The sequence below is a fragment of the Campylobacter sp. RM12647 genome, assembly GCF_020138135.1.
Lineage (GTDB): Bacteria > Campylobacterota > Campylobacteria > Campylobacterales > Campylobacteraceae > Campylobacter_E.
In genome coordinates, this window is record NZ_JACGAS010000011.1 from 16,479 (window position 1) to 32,948 (window position 16,470).

General features: G+C 27.8%; 18 protein-coding genes. 5 read left to right on the forward strand and 13 right to left on the reverse strand.

The window, feature by feature from the left end; translation table 11 throughout:
* Nucleotides 1-8: 8 nt before the first annotated feature.
* Nucleotides 9-392, reverse strand: coding sequence for a DUF4878 domain-containing protein (locus AVBRAN12647_RS05385; RefSeq protein WP_336614806.1), 384 nt, complete (start codon nt 390-392; stop codon nt 9-11).
* Nucleotides 393-580: 188 nt separating this feature from the next.
* Between AVBRAN12647_RS05385 and AVBRAN12647_RS05390 the strand changes: the two genes are divergently transcribed.
* A complete protein-coding gene (locus tag AVBRAN12647_RS05390; RefSeq protein ID WP_214119628.1) occupies nt 581-1,108 on the forward strand; it encodes a hypothetical protein in 528 nt (175 codons plus the stop codon).
* Nucleotides 1,109-1,645: 537 nt separating this feature from the next.
* On the opposite strand, the gene dcm is transcribed toward AVBRAN12647_RS05390, so the two are convergent.
* Both dcm and AVBRAN12647_RS05400 read right to left on the reverse strand, forming a co-directional pair.
* On the reverse strand, nt 1,646-2,599 hold the full coding sequence (gene dcm / locus AVBRAN12647_RS05395) for a DNA (cytosine-5-)-methyltransferase (protein WP_336614807.1): 954 nt from the start codon (nt 2,597-2,599) through the stop codon (nt 1,646-1,648).
* A complete protein-coding gene (locus AVBRAN12647_RS05400) occupies nt 2,600-3,736 on the reverse strand; it encodes a restriction endonuclease (RefSeq protein ID WP_336614808.1) in 1,137 nt (378 codons plus the stop codon). It lies immediately after the preceding gene.
* 169 nt (nt 3,737-3,905) lie between these two features.
* On the opposite strand from AVBRAN12647_RS05400, the gene AVBRAN12647_RS05405 reads away from it, so the two are divergent.
* Genes AVBRAN12647_RS05405 through AVBRAN12647_RS05420 form a run of 4 tightly spaced genes read left to right on the forward strand, consistent with a single transcriptional unit; the run spans nt 3,906 to nt 8,760 of the window.
* Nucleotides 3,906-5,570: a hypothetical protein gene (locus tag AVBRAN12647_RS05405; RefSeq protein ID WP_336614809.1), complete on the forward strand. Its 1,665-nt coding sequence runs from the start codon at nt 3,906-3,908 to the stop codon at nt 5,568-5,570.
* Nucleotides 5,571-5,586: 16 nt separating this feature from the next.
* Nucleotides 5,587-6,114: a hypothetical protein gene (locus tag AVBRAN12647_RS05410; protein WP_336614810.1), complete on the forward strand. Its 528-nt coding sequence runs from the start codon at nt 5,587-5,589 to the stop codon at nt 6,112-6,114.
* Between the two features lie 16 nt (nt 6,115-6,130).
* Nucleotides 6,131-6,319, forward strand: coding sequence for a hypothetical protein (locus tag AVBRAN12647_RS05415; protein ID WP_336614811.1), 189 nt, complete (start codon nt 6,131-6,133; stop codon nt 6,317-6,319).
* 14 nt (nt 6,320-6,333) lie between these two features.
* The gene (locus AVBRAN12647_RS05420; RefSeq protein WP_239803839.1) at nt 6,334-8,760 is read left to right on the forward strand and encodes a hypothetical protein; all 2,427 of its coding nucleotides are present in this window, start codon (nt 6,334-6,336) and stop codon (nt 8,758-8,760) included.
* Nucleotides 8,761-8,799: 39 nt separating this feature from the next.
* On the opposite strand, the gene AVBRAN12647_RS05425 is transcribed toward AVBRAN12647_RS05420, so the two are convergent.
* The 10 genes from AVBRAN12647_RS05425 to ilvC are packed head-to-tail and all read right to left on the reverse strand — an operon-like array spanning nt 8,800 to nt 16,418.
* Nucleotides 8,800-9,672: an RsmB/NOP family class I SAM-dependent RNA methyltransferase gene (locus AVBRAN12647_RS05425; protein WP_336614812.1), complete on the reverse strand. Its 873-nt coding sequence runs from the start codon at nt 9,670-9,672 to the stop codon at nt 8,800-8,802.
* The gene (locus AVBRAN12647_RS05430) at nt 9,672-10,331 is read right to left on the reverse strand and encodes a tetratricopeptide repeat protein (RefSeq protein WP_336614813.1); all 660 of its coding nucleotides are present in this window, start codon (nt 10,329-10,331) and stop codon (nt 9,672-9,674) included. Before AVBRAN12647_RS05430 ends, AVBRAN12647_RS05425 begins: the two co-directional genes overlap by 1 nt.
* A gap of 25 nt (nt 10,332-10,356) precedes the next feature.
* Nucleotides 10,357-11,223: a tetratricopeptide repeat protein gene (locus tag AVBRAN12647_RS05435; RefSeq protein WP_336614814.1), complete on the reverse strand. Its 867-nt coding sequence runs from the start codon at nt 11,221-11,223 to the stop codon at nt 10,357-10,359.
* A gap of 32 nt (nt 11,224-11,255) precedes the next feature.
* Nucleotides 11,256-12,023, reverse strand: coding sequence for a tetratricopeptide repeat protein (locus AVBRAN12647_RS05440; protein ID WP_336614815.1), 768 nt, complete (start codon nt 12,021-12,023; stop codon nt 11,256-11,258).
* Nucleotides 12,024-12,039: 16 nt separating this feature from the next.
* Nucleotides 12,040-12,696, reverse strand: a complete 657-nt coding sequence (locus AVBRAN12647_RS05445) for a tetratricopeptide repeat protein (RefSeq protein ID WP_336614816.1) — start codon at nt 12,694-12,696, stop codon at nt 12,040-12,042.
* A 23-nt stretch (nt 12,697-12,719) separates the two neighbouring features.
* Nucleotides 12,720-13,226 (reverse strand): tetratricopeptide repeat protein, encoded by a 507-nt coding sequence (locus AVBRAN12647_RS05450; protein ID WP_336614817.1) that lies wholly within the window; start codon nt 13,224-13,226, stop codon nt 12,720-12,722.
* A gap of 1 nt (nt 13,227) precedes the next feature.
* Entirely contained in the window at nt 13,228-13,602 is a 375-nt protein-coding gene (gene ruvX, locus AVBRAN12647_RS05455) for a Holliday junction resolvase RuvX (RefSeq protein WP_214119608.1), read from the reverse strand.
* Complete coding sequence (locus AVBRAN12647_RS05460; protein WP_214150099.1) at nt 13,602-14,381, reverse strand: DNA-processing protein DprA; 780 nt, start codon at nt 14,379-14,381, stop codon at nt 13,602-13,604. Before AVBRAN12647_RS05460 ends, ruvX begins: the two co-directional genes overlap by 1 nt.
* Nucleotides 14,356-15,399 carry a divergent polysaccharide deacetylase family protein gene (locus tag AVBRAN12647_RS05465; protein WP_336614818.1) on the reverse strand — a complete coding sequence of 348 codons (1,044 nt, stop codon included), beginning with the start codon at nt 15,397-15,399 and terminating at the stop codon, nt 14,356-14,358. Before AVBRAN12647_RS05465 ends, AVBRAN12647_RS05460 begins: the two co-directional genes overlap by 26 nt.
* Entirely contained in the window at nt 15,399-16,418 is a 1,020-nt protein-coding gene (gene ilvC / locus AVBRAN12647_RS05470) for a ketol-acid reductoisomerase (protein ID WP_214150100.1), read from the reverse strand. Before ilvC ends, AVBRAN12647_RS05465 begins: the two co-directional genes overlap by 1 nt.
* Nucleotides 16,419-16,470 lie beyond the last annotated feature (52 nt).

Genomic DNA, 16,470 nt, shown 5'->3' on the forward strand with positions numbered 1-16,470 from the left:
AATTACAATTATATTATACGTTCAATATACCAAGTATCATTTATTTTTATCAAATCCACGTTATCATCAAAACTTTCACCATTTTTGAATGTTACCAAAATTTTAACTCTAGCTTTGTCTTCAATTGAATATGATAATTTTGTTTCAACTGATTTGATACCACCTATTCTTTCAAACTTTTTTGCTTTTTCTCCATTATCTTCTATAAATTCTTTCTTTTTATCTTCTGATTTAAAACGAAAGCAGTTAGCAAATTTTTTCACTTCTCCTTTAGCAAACTCATCAAGACATTTTTTTGCTACTACTTCGGGAGCATCACCGGCTTTAGGAACATAATTCCCACAAGCTACAAACATTACAGCAAGGGCTGCAAGACTAAATAATTTTTTCATATTTTCTCCTTTTGATTTGGTTTAAAGCCTAATGCTTTGCATTATGCTTTTTGTAAAATCAGTATAATACCCCCCCCCATTCTTAAGTTTTACTTAATTTGTATTGGCTACATATAATTTATTTAGCTAAGCTAATTGTTTAATGAGTGTTTTTATACTATTTGCTGAATATTTTTTAAGGAGAATTTATGAATAAGTTAATTTTAAGTGTTGCTTTAGCTTCATCGCTTTTTGCTGCTACATCGTGTGATAAGGTTTTAAATAAACTTGATGAGCAAATCACAAAAGTTCAAAATCAAAAAAAGGCAAATCCAGAAAGGTTAGAATATTTAAAAACACAAAAACAAGAAATCAGCAAAAATTGTGTAGATGGTAAAATAGATAATGAAAAATTAAAAACCATCAAAGCTGAAACTAAATATGATTACGAGAGTAAAAAATTAGAAAAAAGCCAAGCAAAACTAAATGCTAAAAAAGAAAAAGTTGAAGATAAATACAAAGATGATTTAGAAAAAATCAAAGCTAAAAAAGATAAAGAAGCTAAAAAATTAGCTGATAAAGAAGAAAAAGAATTAAAAAATAAAGCTAAAAAAGAAGCTAAAGAATTAGAAAATAAAGTTGATGATAAAGTAGAAAAAGTTGAAAAAGAGCATAAAAAATCAGAAAAAAAGCTTAAAAAACTTGAAGAAAAACTAAAAGAACAAACAAATAATTAAAACTTTCCCTAAATACTATTAAGTATTTAGGTTTTAACTAATTATTGTAAAAACACTAATTGCCAAGCCAAACAATTAAAATAGCTAATTAGAATATTTTGTAGTTGATTAGGCAAGACAGATTATTAAAATAATTTGTTTTTTATAAGATTTTGCTATGTATTGATTAAATATCTTATCGTTTTCTTACTTTCAAGTCTTTTTAATACTATTAAATCTATCTATGTAGTTTTTATAAATAAATTCCATAATAACTTTTATTTTGTTTTTATAATTTAAACTCATTAACTAGCTCAATATTTCTTAGAATATTACAAATTTATTAGCAAAATGATTTAACCTAATTTCCTTAATTTTGCTATGAAAAAGCCTGAATGAGTATTGGTTGGCTTTATGCGATAAGTTTTAGCAAGTCTAATATCGCTATATTTTTCATTGTAATTACTTAGTCCTTGCAAATATTCGCAAGGAAATTATCATAAATTAACCTTATAATAAAGCTATTGTTTTTTAATTAAAATATTCAAATAAATATTTTTATAATTTTTCTTTATTATTGCTATATATAGCTAGTTTGATATTTTGTGCAATTTTTTCTATCATAGGTACCACAACAGAATTTCCTGCTTGTTTATATAAGTGAGAATCAGCTATATTTGGAAGTTTAAAATCTTTTGGAAAACCTTGAAACATAAAGCATTCTTTAGGTGTTAATTTTCTAATTCCATATTTAGTCAATACTAGGGGAACATTATGTCCTCCTGTTCCCATATTAGCAGTAAGTGTTGGACAGAGATTATTTTTGTTTTCTCTAATATAAATTCTTCTATATTGATATATAGTATCTCTGTTAATAACACCATTTTTTACCATTTCATAATTTTTACAATTTTTATCACTGTAATAATATTTATCATCTACTTTTTTATCAAAATCTACTATATCGCTAATTTTTTTATTTAATTTCTCTTTACTAGGAAAAGAAAAATTATCAAAGGCTGTTTTATTTAAAAATCCTACTATATAAATTCTTTCTCTATTTTGAGGAGTATTTGCATATTCGCAAGCATTTAAAACTGAACTTGTAACATAATACCCCATATTGTTAAGGGTACTAAAGATTGTTTCATAAGTCTTGCCACTATCATGTGATTTTAGATTTTTTACATTTTCTAAGAAAACAACACTTGGTTTTTTATCCTTAATTATCTTAGCAAGTGTAAAAAATACATTTCCTCTTTCATCATTAAAACCCTTCTGATATCCAGCAATACTGAATGCTTGACAAGGAAAACCAGCAACTATCATATCAATATTTGGAATATCATTAAGTTTTGCAATATCTTCTACAACTAATTTGTGTTTGTGGTTGTATACGTATGTCAATGCGGCATTTTTATCAATCTCGTTTGCATAGATTATATTAAACCCAGCATTTTTAAAGCCTAGCTCAATACCACCAACACCGGCAAAAAATCCTGCTATATTCATTTATATTTCTCTTTCTTCTTGAAATTTTTCAAAGCTACCACTTTCTAAAAAATCTAATTCGTAATAATGCGAATTTATCTTTCTTAGTTTTACACTATCAATTCCTAGTAAATCAAGTTTATTTTTAGTTAATATTTCATATTCTTTTAATCTCAATACTTCCCTTAATATCCATTCACCTAAATCTTTATTTGGATCACTCATTAATGCTTTTCCATTTTCTTGAGCTACTTTCATTTTTAATTCTTTTTGATTTGGTAAAAGCACACTAAAACTCTCGCTTTTAAAATCATCACTATTGTAAGGAAAAAAATCTTTAAAAGCCTTATGGATCCAACTTGGGATAGGGATATAAGCTTCATTAGGGTGCCTAACCCTACCATTTGCATTCCATTGGTTAAGCCCTGATTTTGGCATAACTTCATTTTTATTAGGACTATATAAAGGTAAAACAATAAAATCTTCAGATATTTTTTCTTCAGTTGTTAAATCTTTGAAATTTAAATTTAATAAAAATTCATAAGGGTCTTTTAATATTTCAACATTAAAAGAATATAAAAGATTGTCAGTTTGAAATCTTTTTAATAATGTGCTTTTTGATACATTGAAGTTATACATGTGTAAACCATCGCTAAAATGTATATTTTTCGTATCATCTTTAATTATTCTAATATGGTTTAAATTAATTAAATCCATATTTTCTTCATATATAGACATTTTGTTTTCACTACGAGTTAATAAATGATAAATCATATCACTAACACCGCTGATTCTTTTAGTTACTTCTATTCTTTCGTTTCTAAGCATTGCTATTTTTATAATTTTTTCATCTATTTTAAGATTTGTGAAATCACATAAATCTTTATTAAATTCAGCAACCTTTTGAAAAGTATTACCATTGCCATGTAAAAATGTTTTTAATCCTATACCAAAATTTCTTTTGCTTGCATCTGCTGAAATATCACTACGAGATAGATTGTTTGCGCTAAAAGCTTTGCAAAAAATATTTTCCATTAGGCGATAATACATATAAGGAATTGAATTGTTTTCACTAAAAAGCTCTGATAAACCTCCTATTGTGCTAAGTAATTTTATATAAATATCTTGTTCATTTTTGTTTTGTAATTCATAAAACATAGTTCATCCTAATTGTTAGTTTATTAGCTAAATTACTCTTAGTTAAAACATCAAATAAAGTAATTAAATAGTCTCTCATTTTAATCCTAAAATAAATATATTATAATTATTGTAAAATTTATATATTAAAATATACAAATATAAATAATTAATTTAAGCAGACTTTTAAATGAATACACCAATAAAGAAATTTAAAGATATTATTCCTACCCAACAAGAAGTAGGGCAAGAGGAATTAGATAGCTTTGTAAATATGTTTTATGATAAAAATCATAATTTCTTTTACAAAAATGAAAGTATCGAATCAACTGGCAAATCTGGTTGCTTATGTGAGCTACGCCCTGATGAAGAAGTAGAAAGAAAAACAAAATTATATGAAGAGATAGAAAAAGTTAAATCAATATATGATTTAGAGTATTTTAAGACCAAAAGTTGTAGAGAAATTAATCTTCTTGATGTGGATAAAATGATAAAACTAAGAGAAGAATGGAAGAATGATAAATTTTCTTATGTTCTAATTTCAAAGTTTATAAAATCTTTATTTGATGTAAAACATCATCTAAAAAAAATAACAAAAGATGAGGTCTTAGATACTTTTATGATGTTTGGACTTGCTAGTGGCTTTGAAAAGATACCAAATGCTTTTTCAGGCGTTCATGCAACAAATAAGGATAAAATCTATTCATCTAACAATTTAATAGATTGCTTTAAATATGATGATTATCAAATAATCTATAATGAATATTTTGATATTAAAAGACATTATTATTTCTACAATGAACGCTGTACTGGTGTTAATTATATAGATAGTTTTTCTATCAATAAATCAAAAGAATATTATAATAAGGTATTTTTTACTAACCAAGAAGATTTTAAAGAAAGAACAAGGATAGAAGAATTAAGAAGAACATTTTGTTACGAATACCTATCTTCAGATTTTCTTAGTTTTGATGATGATAAGCCTATGGCTGTTTTGCACACTAAAGCTCAAAAGTTTTGGAAATCTAGGCTAGATTGTTATAACAGAGGCAATCCTGTAAAAATTACATTCAATTCTGTTTGTCTTTGTCCATTATTTCATAAGTTATCAGATAAGTTTGATAAAAGATTACCATCTCAAGTAATGTTATCAGAATACTTTTGTTTTTATGGTTATCAAATGGCTACATTTAGATTAAAAAATAATTTATTAAAAGATGGTGAAAATCTATTAGAAAATCTAGCAGATTTTTTATTAGAGATTATAAAAGATGATGATTTATTGGATTTTATGATTAATAATTTCATGTTTATGTTTAATAAATATGAAAGAATTAGTAATTTTTTTAACTATGAGTTTGATGATGCTTTTAAAATATTCTTTTCATTTTCAGATGATATCAAACTAAATTATCCATTCATTGTTTTAGAAAATATAAAAGCCAACGAACCAAAAATATATGAAATGTTTTTGAAAAGCAATTTTTCATTTTTTAATGAAATAACACCATTTTATGATATTAACTTAGTTAATAAAGCTTTTAGATTATATAACTTTTTAAAAACCTATAAAAATGATTTTCAGACTACTACACAACAAGATGTAGAATTTAATATAGAATGCCTAAAAATATATATTTTTGCAGGCTTACAAAACCACTTATTTTTTATTTTAGGCTATAAGCAAATAGAACTAGATTATTTATATATTTATTTTAGGAAGATTGGTTTTTTTAGTCCTAGTTTTGAACCAAATTCAGTAATTGAAGTGAATTATAAAAAAACTATTGAAGAGATGGAAAATTTTTTCAACGGTTTAAAAGAAAAATTTATAGAAAAATATGTAAAATTATAATAAATAAGGAAAATTAATGAAAATTATTCCACAAATTTTAATAAATGATACAAAAAATATAGATGTTCAAAAAGCTCACGCATTAGAGTATTATATAAGATTAGCAAAAAGAAATTGCCATATTTTTTTAGATGAATACTATAAAAACTATACTTCAATATCAATAGATAAAAAATATTTTTTATTAGCAGAAGCATCAGATGTTTTTAGCTATTTAGAAGCAATAGCGGATTTGATTGATAAAATTAGGAATTATACATTTGATACTTGGAGTGGAGCAGAACCTATATTCAATCCGTTAGAAGAAGGTAAATTTTATAAAAGCTCGTATATAAATACGGAGAATTTAGATATAAATGTTTTTAAAGATATATTAATTAAAGAAAAATTAGTTAAAATATTCGAAAATTTAGAATGGGAAAATTTATGTAATCTCATTACTAAAGTTTATAATCTTTTAGATAAAGAATTAAGAGAGGCAAATATTAAAGATAATTGTTGGAAAAGAACAACTAATAGATTTAACCTTTGCTGGGATATGTGATTTTAGGAGTTTGATTGTGAAGTTATTAATTCAAAAACAAGAATTTGCATTGGGTTATACTTTACCATTAAGCATTGCAAATACATTGGTTTATGAATATGAAGTTGCTCTAAGACCTCATGATAAATTTAAACAAGATTTAAAAGAAAAAGGATTAAAGCTAGAATATAAAAATGGAGAATTACATTTATATAAAATAATTTAAGAAGCGTTAAAGATATGAGAATAGAGTTAATTCCTGAGATTTTTAGACCCACAAAGTTTGGCTGTGCAAGACTTTATAATAGTATTAATAATATCCTAAGCCACTCTCCTATTGAGCATAAATTATTAACTTATGATAATATCTTAAGATTAGATACTACTTTATTAGACGATAAGGAAAAAAAATATATAAATGCTATCTATAATGATAGACCTGATTTGCTTGTAGATGCCACGATTTTACCTAAAGAGTTTTTTAATGAAGACTTTGTTTTATGTACTCCAGGTTCTACACTAAGCAAAGACACTATATTAAAATTTTGTGTACCTTTTGACGGTAATACTATTAGCGATAATAACGATAGAAGAAAAGAGCTTACTTTAAATGGTGCAAAAGTTAAAGAAGAAGACCTAGAAGAATATCATAGAATCTCACAAGAAGATGGCAATAAACCTGTATTTGAAGGTGGTTTATTAGCTAGTATTATAGATATGGATTTTTTCTTAGATGAAATATTTGATGAATTAAAAGATTATGCACTTTTACCTAGCCATAAAAAATGGAGAGAAACACTAGAAACAATGAAAGCCGAAATAGAAGAAAAACTATTTACGGAATTAATGGTGAACGAAAAACAATTAAAGGACTTTAATAAAAAGGTTAAAACTCTAGGACTTATGTTACACGGAGAGCCACTAGAGTTCAAGCTTCCTTATAGAGAAGAAGTTTTAACATTTGCAAAAGTATTAAAGCAAGCTCAATCTTTAAATGATGGTATAGGCTTAAGAATTATTTTTGATAATATATTGGATAATTTATTTAAAGCTTCTCATGTAGTAGTAGCAAAACGCACAAGTATTAATGACGGTAATTTGTTTTGTGATTTTTATAATAAAAGAATTTCATTCATTAATGAACTAAACCCAGACTACAATGAAAACTTAGACTTCTTTATTAATTTCTTTGATAAAGAAGAATATAAAAAACGCTTTTTACACACTAAAAGAGCGTTTAAATATTTATATGAAAACATGGAAAGACTTGATATGTCTTTTTGTGATAAATTACATGGTAAAAAATTAATTGAAATTTTAGACATTTTATATCTTGAAAGAGATAATTTTCCTATATCTAAAAATGAAAAACAAATAACTATGTCTAAAAGTTTAGCTGAGGAATTATCTTCTTTAATCGCTCTTGCATCTTTAAACCCAAACTTAGATAGCGTATCTGAAGAGTTTTATTTAAAAGACCTCGCAAAAGAACTAAGAGATTATTCTGAAAGCACAACTAATATTAACGAACCATTTTTTCTTTATCATGAACAAATCACAGCAAAAGCTTGGTTTTCTTTAGCTTATAGGTTTTTAAATTATTACGTATCTAGAGGTATAAAAGATTTTGAAAAAGCACTTGGTATTTGCCAAACATTTCTTTTAACTTTTGGTAGCGAAAACATAATTCCTAGTGCAAAAATAAGCAGAATTAAAAAAACACAATTATTTTGCTTATTAATTAATGATAAGGAACTAACCATACTTTATGAGGGTATAGATAACATTATTAGCACTAATGAAGACGTATTAGCATCGGAGATTGAAAGGATAAGAACATTGCTCCTTAACGGTGGTGGTGGGCTTTTGTATTCAAGACCAGCATATGAGACTATCCATAAACCTAAATCTTCAAACGACCATTATTCTTGGGGGGTTCAAGAAGTAGGTAAAGATAGCGTCTATGACATGTTTCATAAAGATATAAAAAGAATTTATTGTAAAGAAATTATCCCTGAAACTACTAAGGAACAATATGATACTTTCAATTCTACAATTACAGACAAGCATAGAACAAGAACTTATAATAAAAATATTAATGGGTTTTCGCTATTTAATAGTTTTAAAAAATTATTTTATAATAAATATAATTTTAGCTATGAAAATCCACAAATAATTCAAGCTTTTGATTGTAAAATTACTGAAAATAAATACTATTTAAGTCAATCAGAACTACCTATTTTTACAGAACATTTATTTTTTATTGCAAATAGTAAAAAAAGAATTCATAATTATTTTCTTACTTACTTTGATAAACAAGAAAATAGCGTATTTACTCATTTCAATTGTAGAGGGCATTTCTTACAAAATATCAATTTTTCATTAAAAGATAATTTATTTTATAATGACATAAATAATCGTAAATATAAAAAAAACTTTTCAAACAATTTTTTAAAATGGGATAGAGGTTTTATCCGTGAGTCAATAGAACCTATCAATCAATGGAAAACATTTGGTATAACAATAATTACATTTTTTTTCCACCCAGCTAGATTTCTAGGATGGAATATAGAATTTGAGATTGTCAAAAAGGAAAACTTTTACGATTCTTTAAGAGAAGGATTTTTCTTTTATTATAAGAATAATTTTTATAAAAAAGGAGCTTAAATGGAAATAATAAATGATGAAATCTTTTTTATTTTTTAACTAGCCTAATTTCCTTAATTTTGCTATGAAAAAGCCTGAATGAGTATTTGTTGGCTTTATGCGATAAGTTTTAGCAAGTCTATCATCGCTATATTTTTCATCATAATTACTTAGTCCTTGCAAATATTCGCAAGGCAAATCAATTTCTAAAAGTTCTATATTAAATTTAGAATTAAGTGCATTATAAATCACTGCTTCGTTTTCATAAAAATTATGCGTGCAAGTGCTATAAACTAGCTCCCCACCAACCTGTAAAGCTGTTAGGGCAGAGTTTAAAAGCTTTTTTTGAGTAGTGGCGATTTGCTTTATTTCTTTATGGCTTTTTGTGATAGAAAAGTCGTGCATAAATGTGCTACAAGGAGCATCAAGCAATATTTTGCTAAATCTCTCGGGTGTCTTGCGACCTATCAAAATGCCATCGTGATTATAGGTTTTTGCTTTTATGCCGTAGTTTGCTAGGATTGTTTTAAGCTTATGAAATCTTTTGCTATTTAGCTCATTTGAGCTTAGATTTTCACAATTGTCGCTAAAATTAGCTAGATTTATACTCTTACCCCCTGGAGCAGCACACATATCCAAAATAATATCGCTTGAGCTAACATTTAAAGCCTTAGCGCATAAATAGCTTGAATAATCTTGTATATAAATCCCGCCATTTATTGCCAAATCGTGAGTTGAAATTCTTATTTTAAATTCTTGCCTAAAAATATAAAAATTATCATCTAATTTTGTAGGCGAATACTCACTAAAAGCCTTTAAAAACTCATCTTCACAGCATTTAATTGAGTTTATAAATACCCCGAAATACTCCAAATCAATTGGCTTTTTAAATCCATAAATCTCGCTAAAATGCTCGGTATGATTAAATATCATTAATATCCTTGTTCATTTAATACTTTATAATTATTACAACCATCTTGATGTCCTAATTCACAAGCTTTTTTAAAATAATCTTTAGCTTGTTTTTCATCTTGTTTTACGCTTTGTCCGTTGTAATACAAAATCCCCAAATTAAAACAACCTCTATCATCATTACCATTACAACCTTTGGTATAAAATTCTTTTGCTTTAGAATAATCTTGCTTTACTCCTAATCCTTCATAATATAAAAACCCTAAATTAGTGCAACTTGGAATATTTCCACCATCACAAGCTTTGATAAAAAGCTCTCTTGCTTTAGAATAATCTTGTTTTACACCTTGTCCGTTTTCATACAAAATCCCCAAATTAAAACAACCCATAGTTTTCCCACTATCACAAGCTTTGATAAAAAGCTCTCTTGCTTTAGAATAATCTTGTTTTACACCTTTTCCGTTTTTATATAAAATTCCTAAGTTAGTACAACCATTAACATCCCCACCATCACACATTTTATGCCATAATTCTTGTGCTTTTACATAATCTTGTTTGCCATAATATTCTAATCCTAATTTAAAACAAGTTTGAAAATCTCCGTTATTACACTTACTTTCAAGCTCATTTGCACCTAAAATACCAGCACCTAAAAGCACTAAAAATAATAATTTTTTCATTTTATTTCCTTAAAATTTCTTATTATTAATATCCTTGCTCGTTTAATTTTCTATACCAATAACAACTATTCTGACCGCCTAAATCACAAGCTTTGCCAAAATATTCCTTAGCCTTTGTTTTATCTTGTTTTACACCTTTGCCTTTATAATACAAACTGCCTAAATTAAAACAACCATTAGGTAACCCATCTTCACAGGCTTTAGTAAAAAGCTCTTTTGCCTTAATAGGATCTTGTTTTACTCCATACCCACTGCTATATAAAACACCTAAATTATAACAACCAACACTTTCTCCACCATCACAAGATTTAGTATAAAATTCGCTTGCCTTTAAATAATCTTCGCTTGTTCTAATCACCCCTTTGCTATATAACAATCCTAAACCATAACAGCCTTCAGTAAATTCATCATTACAAGCTTTAGTATAAAGCTCTTTTGCTTTATCATTATCTTGCTTTACACCATTTCCGTTAGCATATAAATTTCCTAAATTAACACAGCCAACAACACTTCCCGCATCACAAGCTTTGGTAAATAACTCTTTTGCTTTTATATAATCTTGTCTTATTCCAAACCCTTCACTATATAACAACCCTAGATCAGAGCAAGTCGTAGCATCTTCATCACAAGCCTTAATAAAATATTCTTTTGCTTTAGCATAATCTTGATTTATAAAAAAGTAAAATTCACCCAAGCTAAGGCAACTAAGAATTTGTCCGCTATCACAAGCCTTGGTAAAATATTCTTTTGATTTAGTATAATCTTGATTTTTAGCATATTCTACTCCTAAATTAAAACAAGCTTCAAAATCCCCTTGATTGCACTGACTTTCAAGTTCATTTGCACTTAAAATACCAGCACTTAAAAGTGCTAAACATAATAATTTTTTCACTTTACTTCCTTTAAATTTATCATTGTTATTTATCAAAACCCTTGCTCATCTAATATTTCATAATGACTACAGCCGTTGTGTTCGTCTAAATCACAAGCTTTTCTTAAGTATTCTTTAGCTTTTCTTTTATCTTCTCTAACGCCTTGCCCGTTATTATATAAAGCTCCCAAATTATAACAACCCATAGCATCGTTACCATCACAACCTTTAGCATAAAGTTCTATTGCTTTTGCATAATCTTGTTTTGCTCCAAATCCGTTTGCATACACAACCCCTAAATTAGAGCAACCACTAGCGTTTTCACCATCGCAAGCTTTAGTAAAATATTCTTTTGCTTTTATGTAATCTTTTTTTACTCCAAATCCATTTGCATATAAAATTCCTAAATTAAAGCAACCCGTAGCATTTCCGTTATTGCAAGCTTTGGCATAAAACTCTCTTGCTTTAAAATAATCTTGCTTTATTCCAAGTCCTTTTTCGTATAAAAACCCTAAATTAGAGCAACCCATAGTATCCCCATTATCACAAGCTTTAGTATAAAACTCTCTTGCTTTTGTATAATTTTGTTTTACTCCAAATTCATTCGCATAAACAACCCCTAAATTATTGCAACCCGTAGCATTTCCGTTATCACAAGCCTTAGTAAAATATTCTTTTGCTTTAGTATAATCTTGATTTTTAGCATATTCTACTCCTAAATCTGAACAAGCTTCCAAATCGCCCTTATTACACTGACTTTCAAGCTCATTTGCACTTAAAATACCAGCACCTAAAAGTGCTAAACATAATAATTTTTTCACTTTACTTCCTTTAATGTCATTGCTTGTTTATTTTTTTATACAGCAAACAACTAGTATGTTCTCCATAATCACAAGCTTTTTTAATTAATTCAATAGACTTTTTAATATCATTTTCATATAAACTTGATAAAGCTAAACAGCTTTCTCCGTCTTTATTATCGCAAGCTTTAGTCCATAATTCTTTTGTTTTTTCAATATCTTTTGCAATGCCAATTCCAGAATAATACATAAAGCCTAAAAATCCACAAGCACCAAAATCTTGTAGTTCGCAACTTTTAGTATAAAATTCTCTCGCCTTATTTAAATCTTGTTTTATGCCATCTCCTTCAAAATACATAGAACCTAAATTTGTGCAAGCAAAAGTATGTCCACCATCACAAGCTTTAATATAAAACTCACTTGCTTTTTTTAAATCTTGTTTTACTCCATTTCCTTGTTCGTAAGATAATCCTATATTAAAACAAGAAGAAGCATCTTTACCTTTACAAGCCTTAATCCATAATTTATTTGCTTTTTTAAAATCCTGCTCTACATCTTCGCCACTTGCATATAAATATCCAAGAGCATCACAAGCTTTATAATCGTTTTTATTGCAAGCTTTTTCTAATTCCTTAATATCAACTGCACCTAAAACACTTGCACCTAAAAGTGCTAAACATAATAATTTTTTCACCTTACTTCCTTTAAATTTCTAATTTAATTTTTCAAATTCTCAATACTTTTACAAGCTCTTTCATCGCCTAAATCACAAGCTTTTTTTAAATATTCTTTAGCTTTTTTATCCTTATATAAAAATGATAAAAAATAACACCCAACAGCATAATTATGATTACAAGATTTGGTATAGAATTTAATAGCTTTTTTCTTGTTTTGTTGCGTTCCAATTCCATAAGCATTCATAAAACCTACTACATAACAAGCTTCATATAAGTTATTTTCACAAGCTTTAGTATAAAGATTTATGGCTTTAGTATAATTTTGCTTAGTTCCTATTCCGCTCTCATATAAAAACCCTAAATCATAACAAGCTTGCATATTTTTATTCTTACAAGCTTTAGACCATAAATTATAAACTTGTTTTAAATCATTTTCGTATTCAATTGGCTCTTTTGTAAAATCAATATTTTTAAAAATCTCAAATCCTAAGTCATAATCATTTGCTAATAAAACTTTAAATATAAGCAAACAAACGAGCTTTTTCAATTTAAATTCCTAAATAATCCTTAAGCAATAAAAATGCTGCAATGCTATCTTGTTTGCCATCTTTTTTTTTGCTACTAATAATTTTTGCTGCTTGTTTGCTTGTAAAACTTTCATCGTGATAGACTATATTACTAAACTCAATTAGTTTTGAAAAATGCTCCACTCTTCTTCGCATCTCATCTTCAGCACTACCACCCATTGGAATGCCTATTACAATTTTAGTGATTTTGTGCTTTTTGATTAGTTCTTTTACTTCTGTGGCTGCTTGGTTGCGATTTATTCTAATTATTGCAGGTTGTGGCATAGGAATTTTCATTATGCTAATTGCAACGCCAATTCGTTTAAGTCCTAAATCAAGTGCAAGTATATTTTCCATTAAACACTCCTAACTAAAACTCCATCAATTATTATTTTTCCATCAAGTTCATAATCATATACTAATTCGCCGTATCGCTCTAAGGCTTCATCAAGATTTGCTCCGTTTTTACAAAATTCTAAAAACTCATCGTAGTTTTGAGTGTAGCATTTTTGAACGCTGAAGTATTCTTGCATTTGTGCTACGAAAATATCAATATCATAAATTATTTTTGCCTTATAGTTTGCGATTAGCTCGTTTGTGCCATCACTTTCTCCTATTCTTTGGGCTAATACATAAATATCTTTTCCATATTCTAGGGCGTGTTTTGCTGAGTTTAATGAGCCGCTTTTAAGGTCTGCTTGGGTGATGATTAAAATATCTCCAAGAGCTACTACAAGGCGATTTCTAGCTAAAAAATCGTGTTTTAATGGGATATGATTTGGCTCGTTTTCGCTTAGTGCTAGGGCGTTTTCATATATTTGTTTGATGATTAATTCATTGCTTTTTGGATAGATTTTATTAAGCCCATTTGCAAAAATTCCTATATGATAAGGCAGGCTTGCTTTTGCACTTTCAATATCTACTCCAATTGCTCCACCACTTACTACGCAAATACCTATTTGGCTTAGTTTTTGTGCTAGTTTAAAGGTTAGATTTTTTGTATAAACGCTCATTTTTCTAGAGCCTACTATACTTATTTTAGGCATTTTTAAAAGTTCTAAATTGCCTTTATAATAAATCTTATTAGGCGGGTTTTTAAGAGTATTAAACTCATTTATAATCGTTGTATATATCATCTATATAAACTAGCTCAACTTTAGAAAAGTTATATTCGCTAATTGCTTTTAGGCTATTTTTGTGTGGGTGTGCTATGGCTATTGCTCTTTTGTGTTTTAGGGCAAATTCCACTGCTTCATCTAGCTTTTTGCGAATATCATTTAAATCTTGTGAATTATCTAAAAATACATTTCTGTGGATATAAAATTGATTAAATTCTTTTGCAATTGTAGGTGCTTTTGTGTTAGCGCTAGTCCTTGAATCAACGAAAATCAAATCATATTTTTTCAATGCTTTAAATAAATTTCTCATAGCGTTTTCATCTTCGCTAAATAATGAGCCTGTATGATTGTTTAGATATTTTAGATTTGGAAAAGCGATTTTGATATTTTTAATCCTATTTTCAATCACTTGATAACTATCATTTGGAGTAAGGGTTAGCGGCTCTTCTTTATTAAACTTTAAAGCCCTTAAAGGAAGGTGTATCATAAAAGATTTAAATTCTTTTGAATATTTATTAGTGTCTGGGTGATTGTTTGTGTTAGGAAAAAAGCTCGGAGTGATTTTTTTACCATTTTTAATAATTTTTTTGATTTCTTCGCTTTGTTCTTTTGTCGCAACATCATCAATAATAATTGCTAACTTTGCCTTAATATTAGTAGCACTTGCTAAAGAACCAAAGGCTGAAGTTTCTTTAGTATCAAAACAAGTTACGCTAGTTACCTTACAATTATCATAATTTTTTTCTAAATCCATATTAGCAAATATATCACTAAAATTTTGATTTAAATTCTTTTCTTTATCAATGCTTTTTTCATTTTTATAATTATTTATAGCATTTACTATTGTTTGCGGTTTTGGTTTTTGAATTTCTTTTTGAGTTTTTATCTCTTTAGTTTCGCTAATTTGCTCTTTGCTTTCGTATATATTTAAATATACTAAAAGCCCTATGCCAAATAATAATAAAAATAAAAAAATTATTTTAAGAGTTTTAGCAAAGCTAGAATTAGCTTTGCTTTTTTGCTTTTTTTTAGCCATTAATTTTTATCTTGTTGAACTAATTTGCTTTTTTCAATCCAAGGCATCATTTTGCGTAATTTAACGCCAGTTTGTTCTAAAAGGCTGTTTTTAGTAATATTGCGTCTTGCATTCATTTTTGGATAATTTGCACGGCTTTCTAAGATGAAATCTTTTGCAAATGTGCCATCTTGAATATCTTTTAATACTTTTTTCATAGCTTTTTTGCTATCTTCGTTTATAACTTTTTCGCCTGTAATATAATCGCCGTATTCAGCTGTATTTGAAATAGAATATCTCATATCAGCAATTCCGCCTTGATACATTAAATCAACGATTAATTTCATTTCGTGTAAGCACTCAAAATATGCCATTTCAGGCTCATATCCAGCTTCTACAAGTGTATTAAATCCTGCTTCAATAAGTGCAGTCAAACCTCCACAAAGCACTGCTTGTTCGCCGAAAAGGTCTGTTTCTGTTTCGTCTTTAAATGTAGTTTCAATTATAGCTGTGCGTCCGCCACCAATTGCACTTGCATAGCTTAGTGCTAGAGCTTTTGCATTACCGCTTTCATCTTGAGCAACTGCTATTAAATCAGGAACACCGCCACCAATTACGAATTCATTTCTTACCGTATGACCTGGTGCTTTAGGTGCTATCATTATAATATCTACTCCTTTTGGAGCTACAATTTGTCCGTAATGAACATTAAATCCGTGAGCAAATGCTATAGCTTTTCCTTCGCTTAAGTTTGGTTTAATTTCGCTATTAAAAATTTGAGCTTGAAATTCATCAGGAGTTAAAATCATAATAACATCAGCTTTTTTAGTCGCATCAGCTACGCTTAAAACTTCAAAACCTTTAGCACGAGCTTTATTAGCCGAGCTTCCTTCTCTTAGACCAATTACAACTTTTACACCACTATCTCTTAAGTTTTCAGCGTGAGCGTGTCCTTGTGAGCCAAAACCAATAATCGCAACTATTTTGCTTTTAATTAAACCTAAATCGCAATCACGATCATAATAAACATTTACTGCCATATTTTTCCTTTTCCTTTTGATTTAATTAAGCAAATTATAACTATTTTAGTTA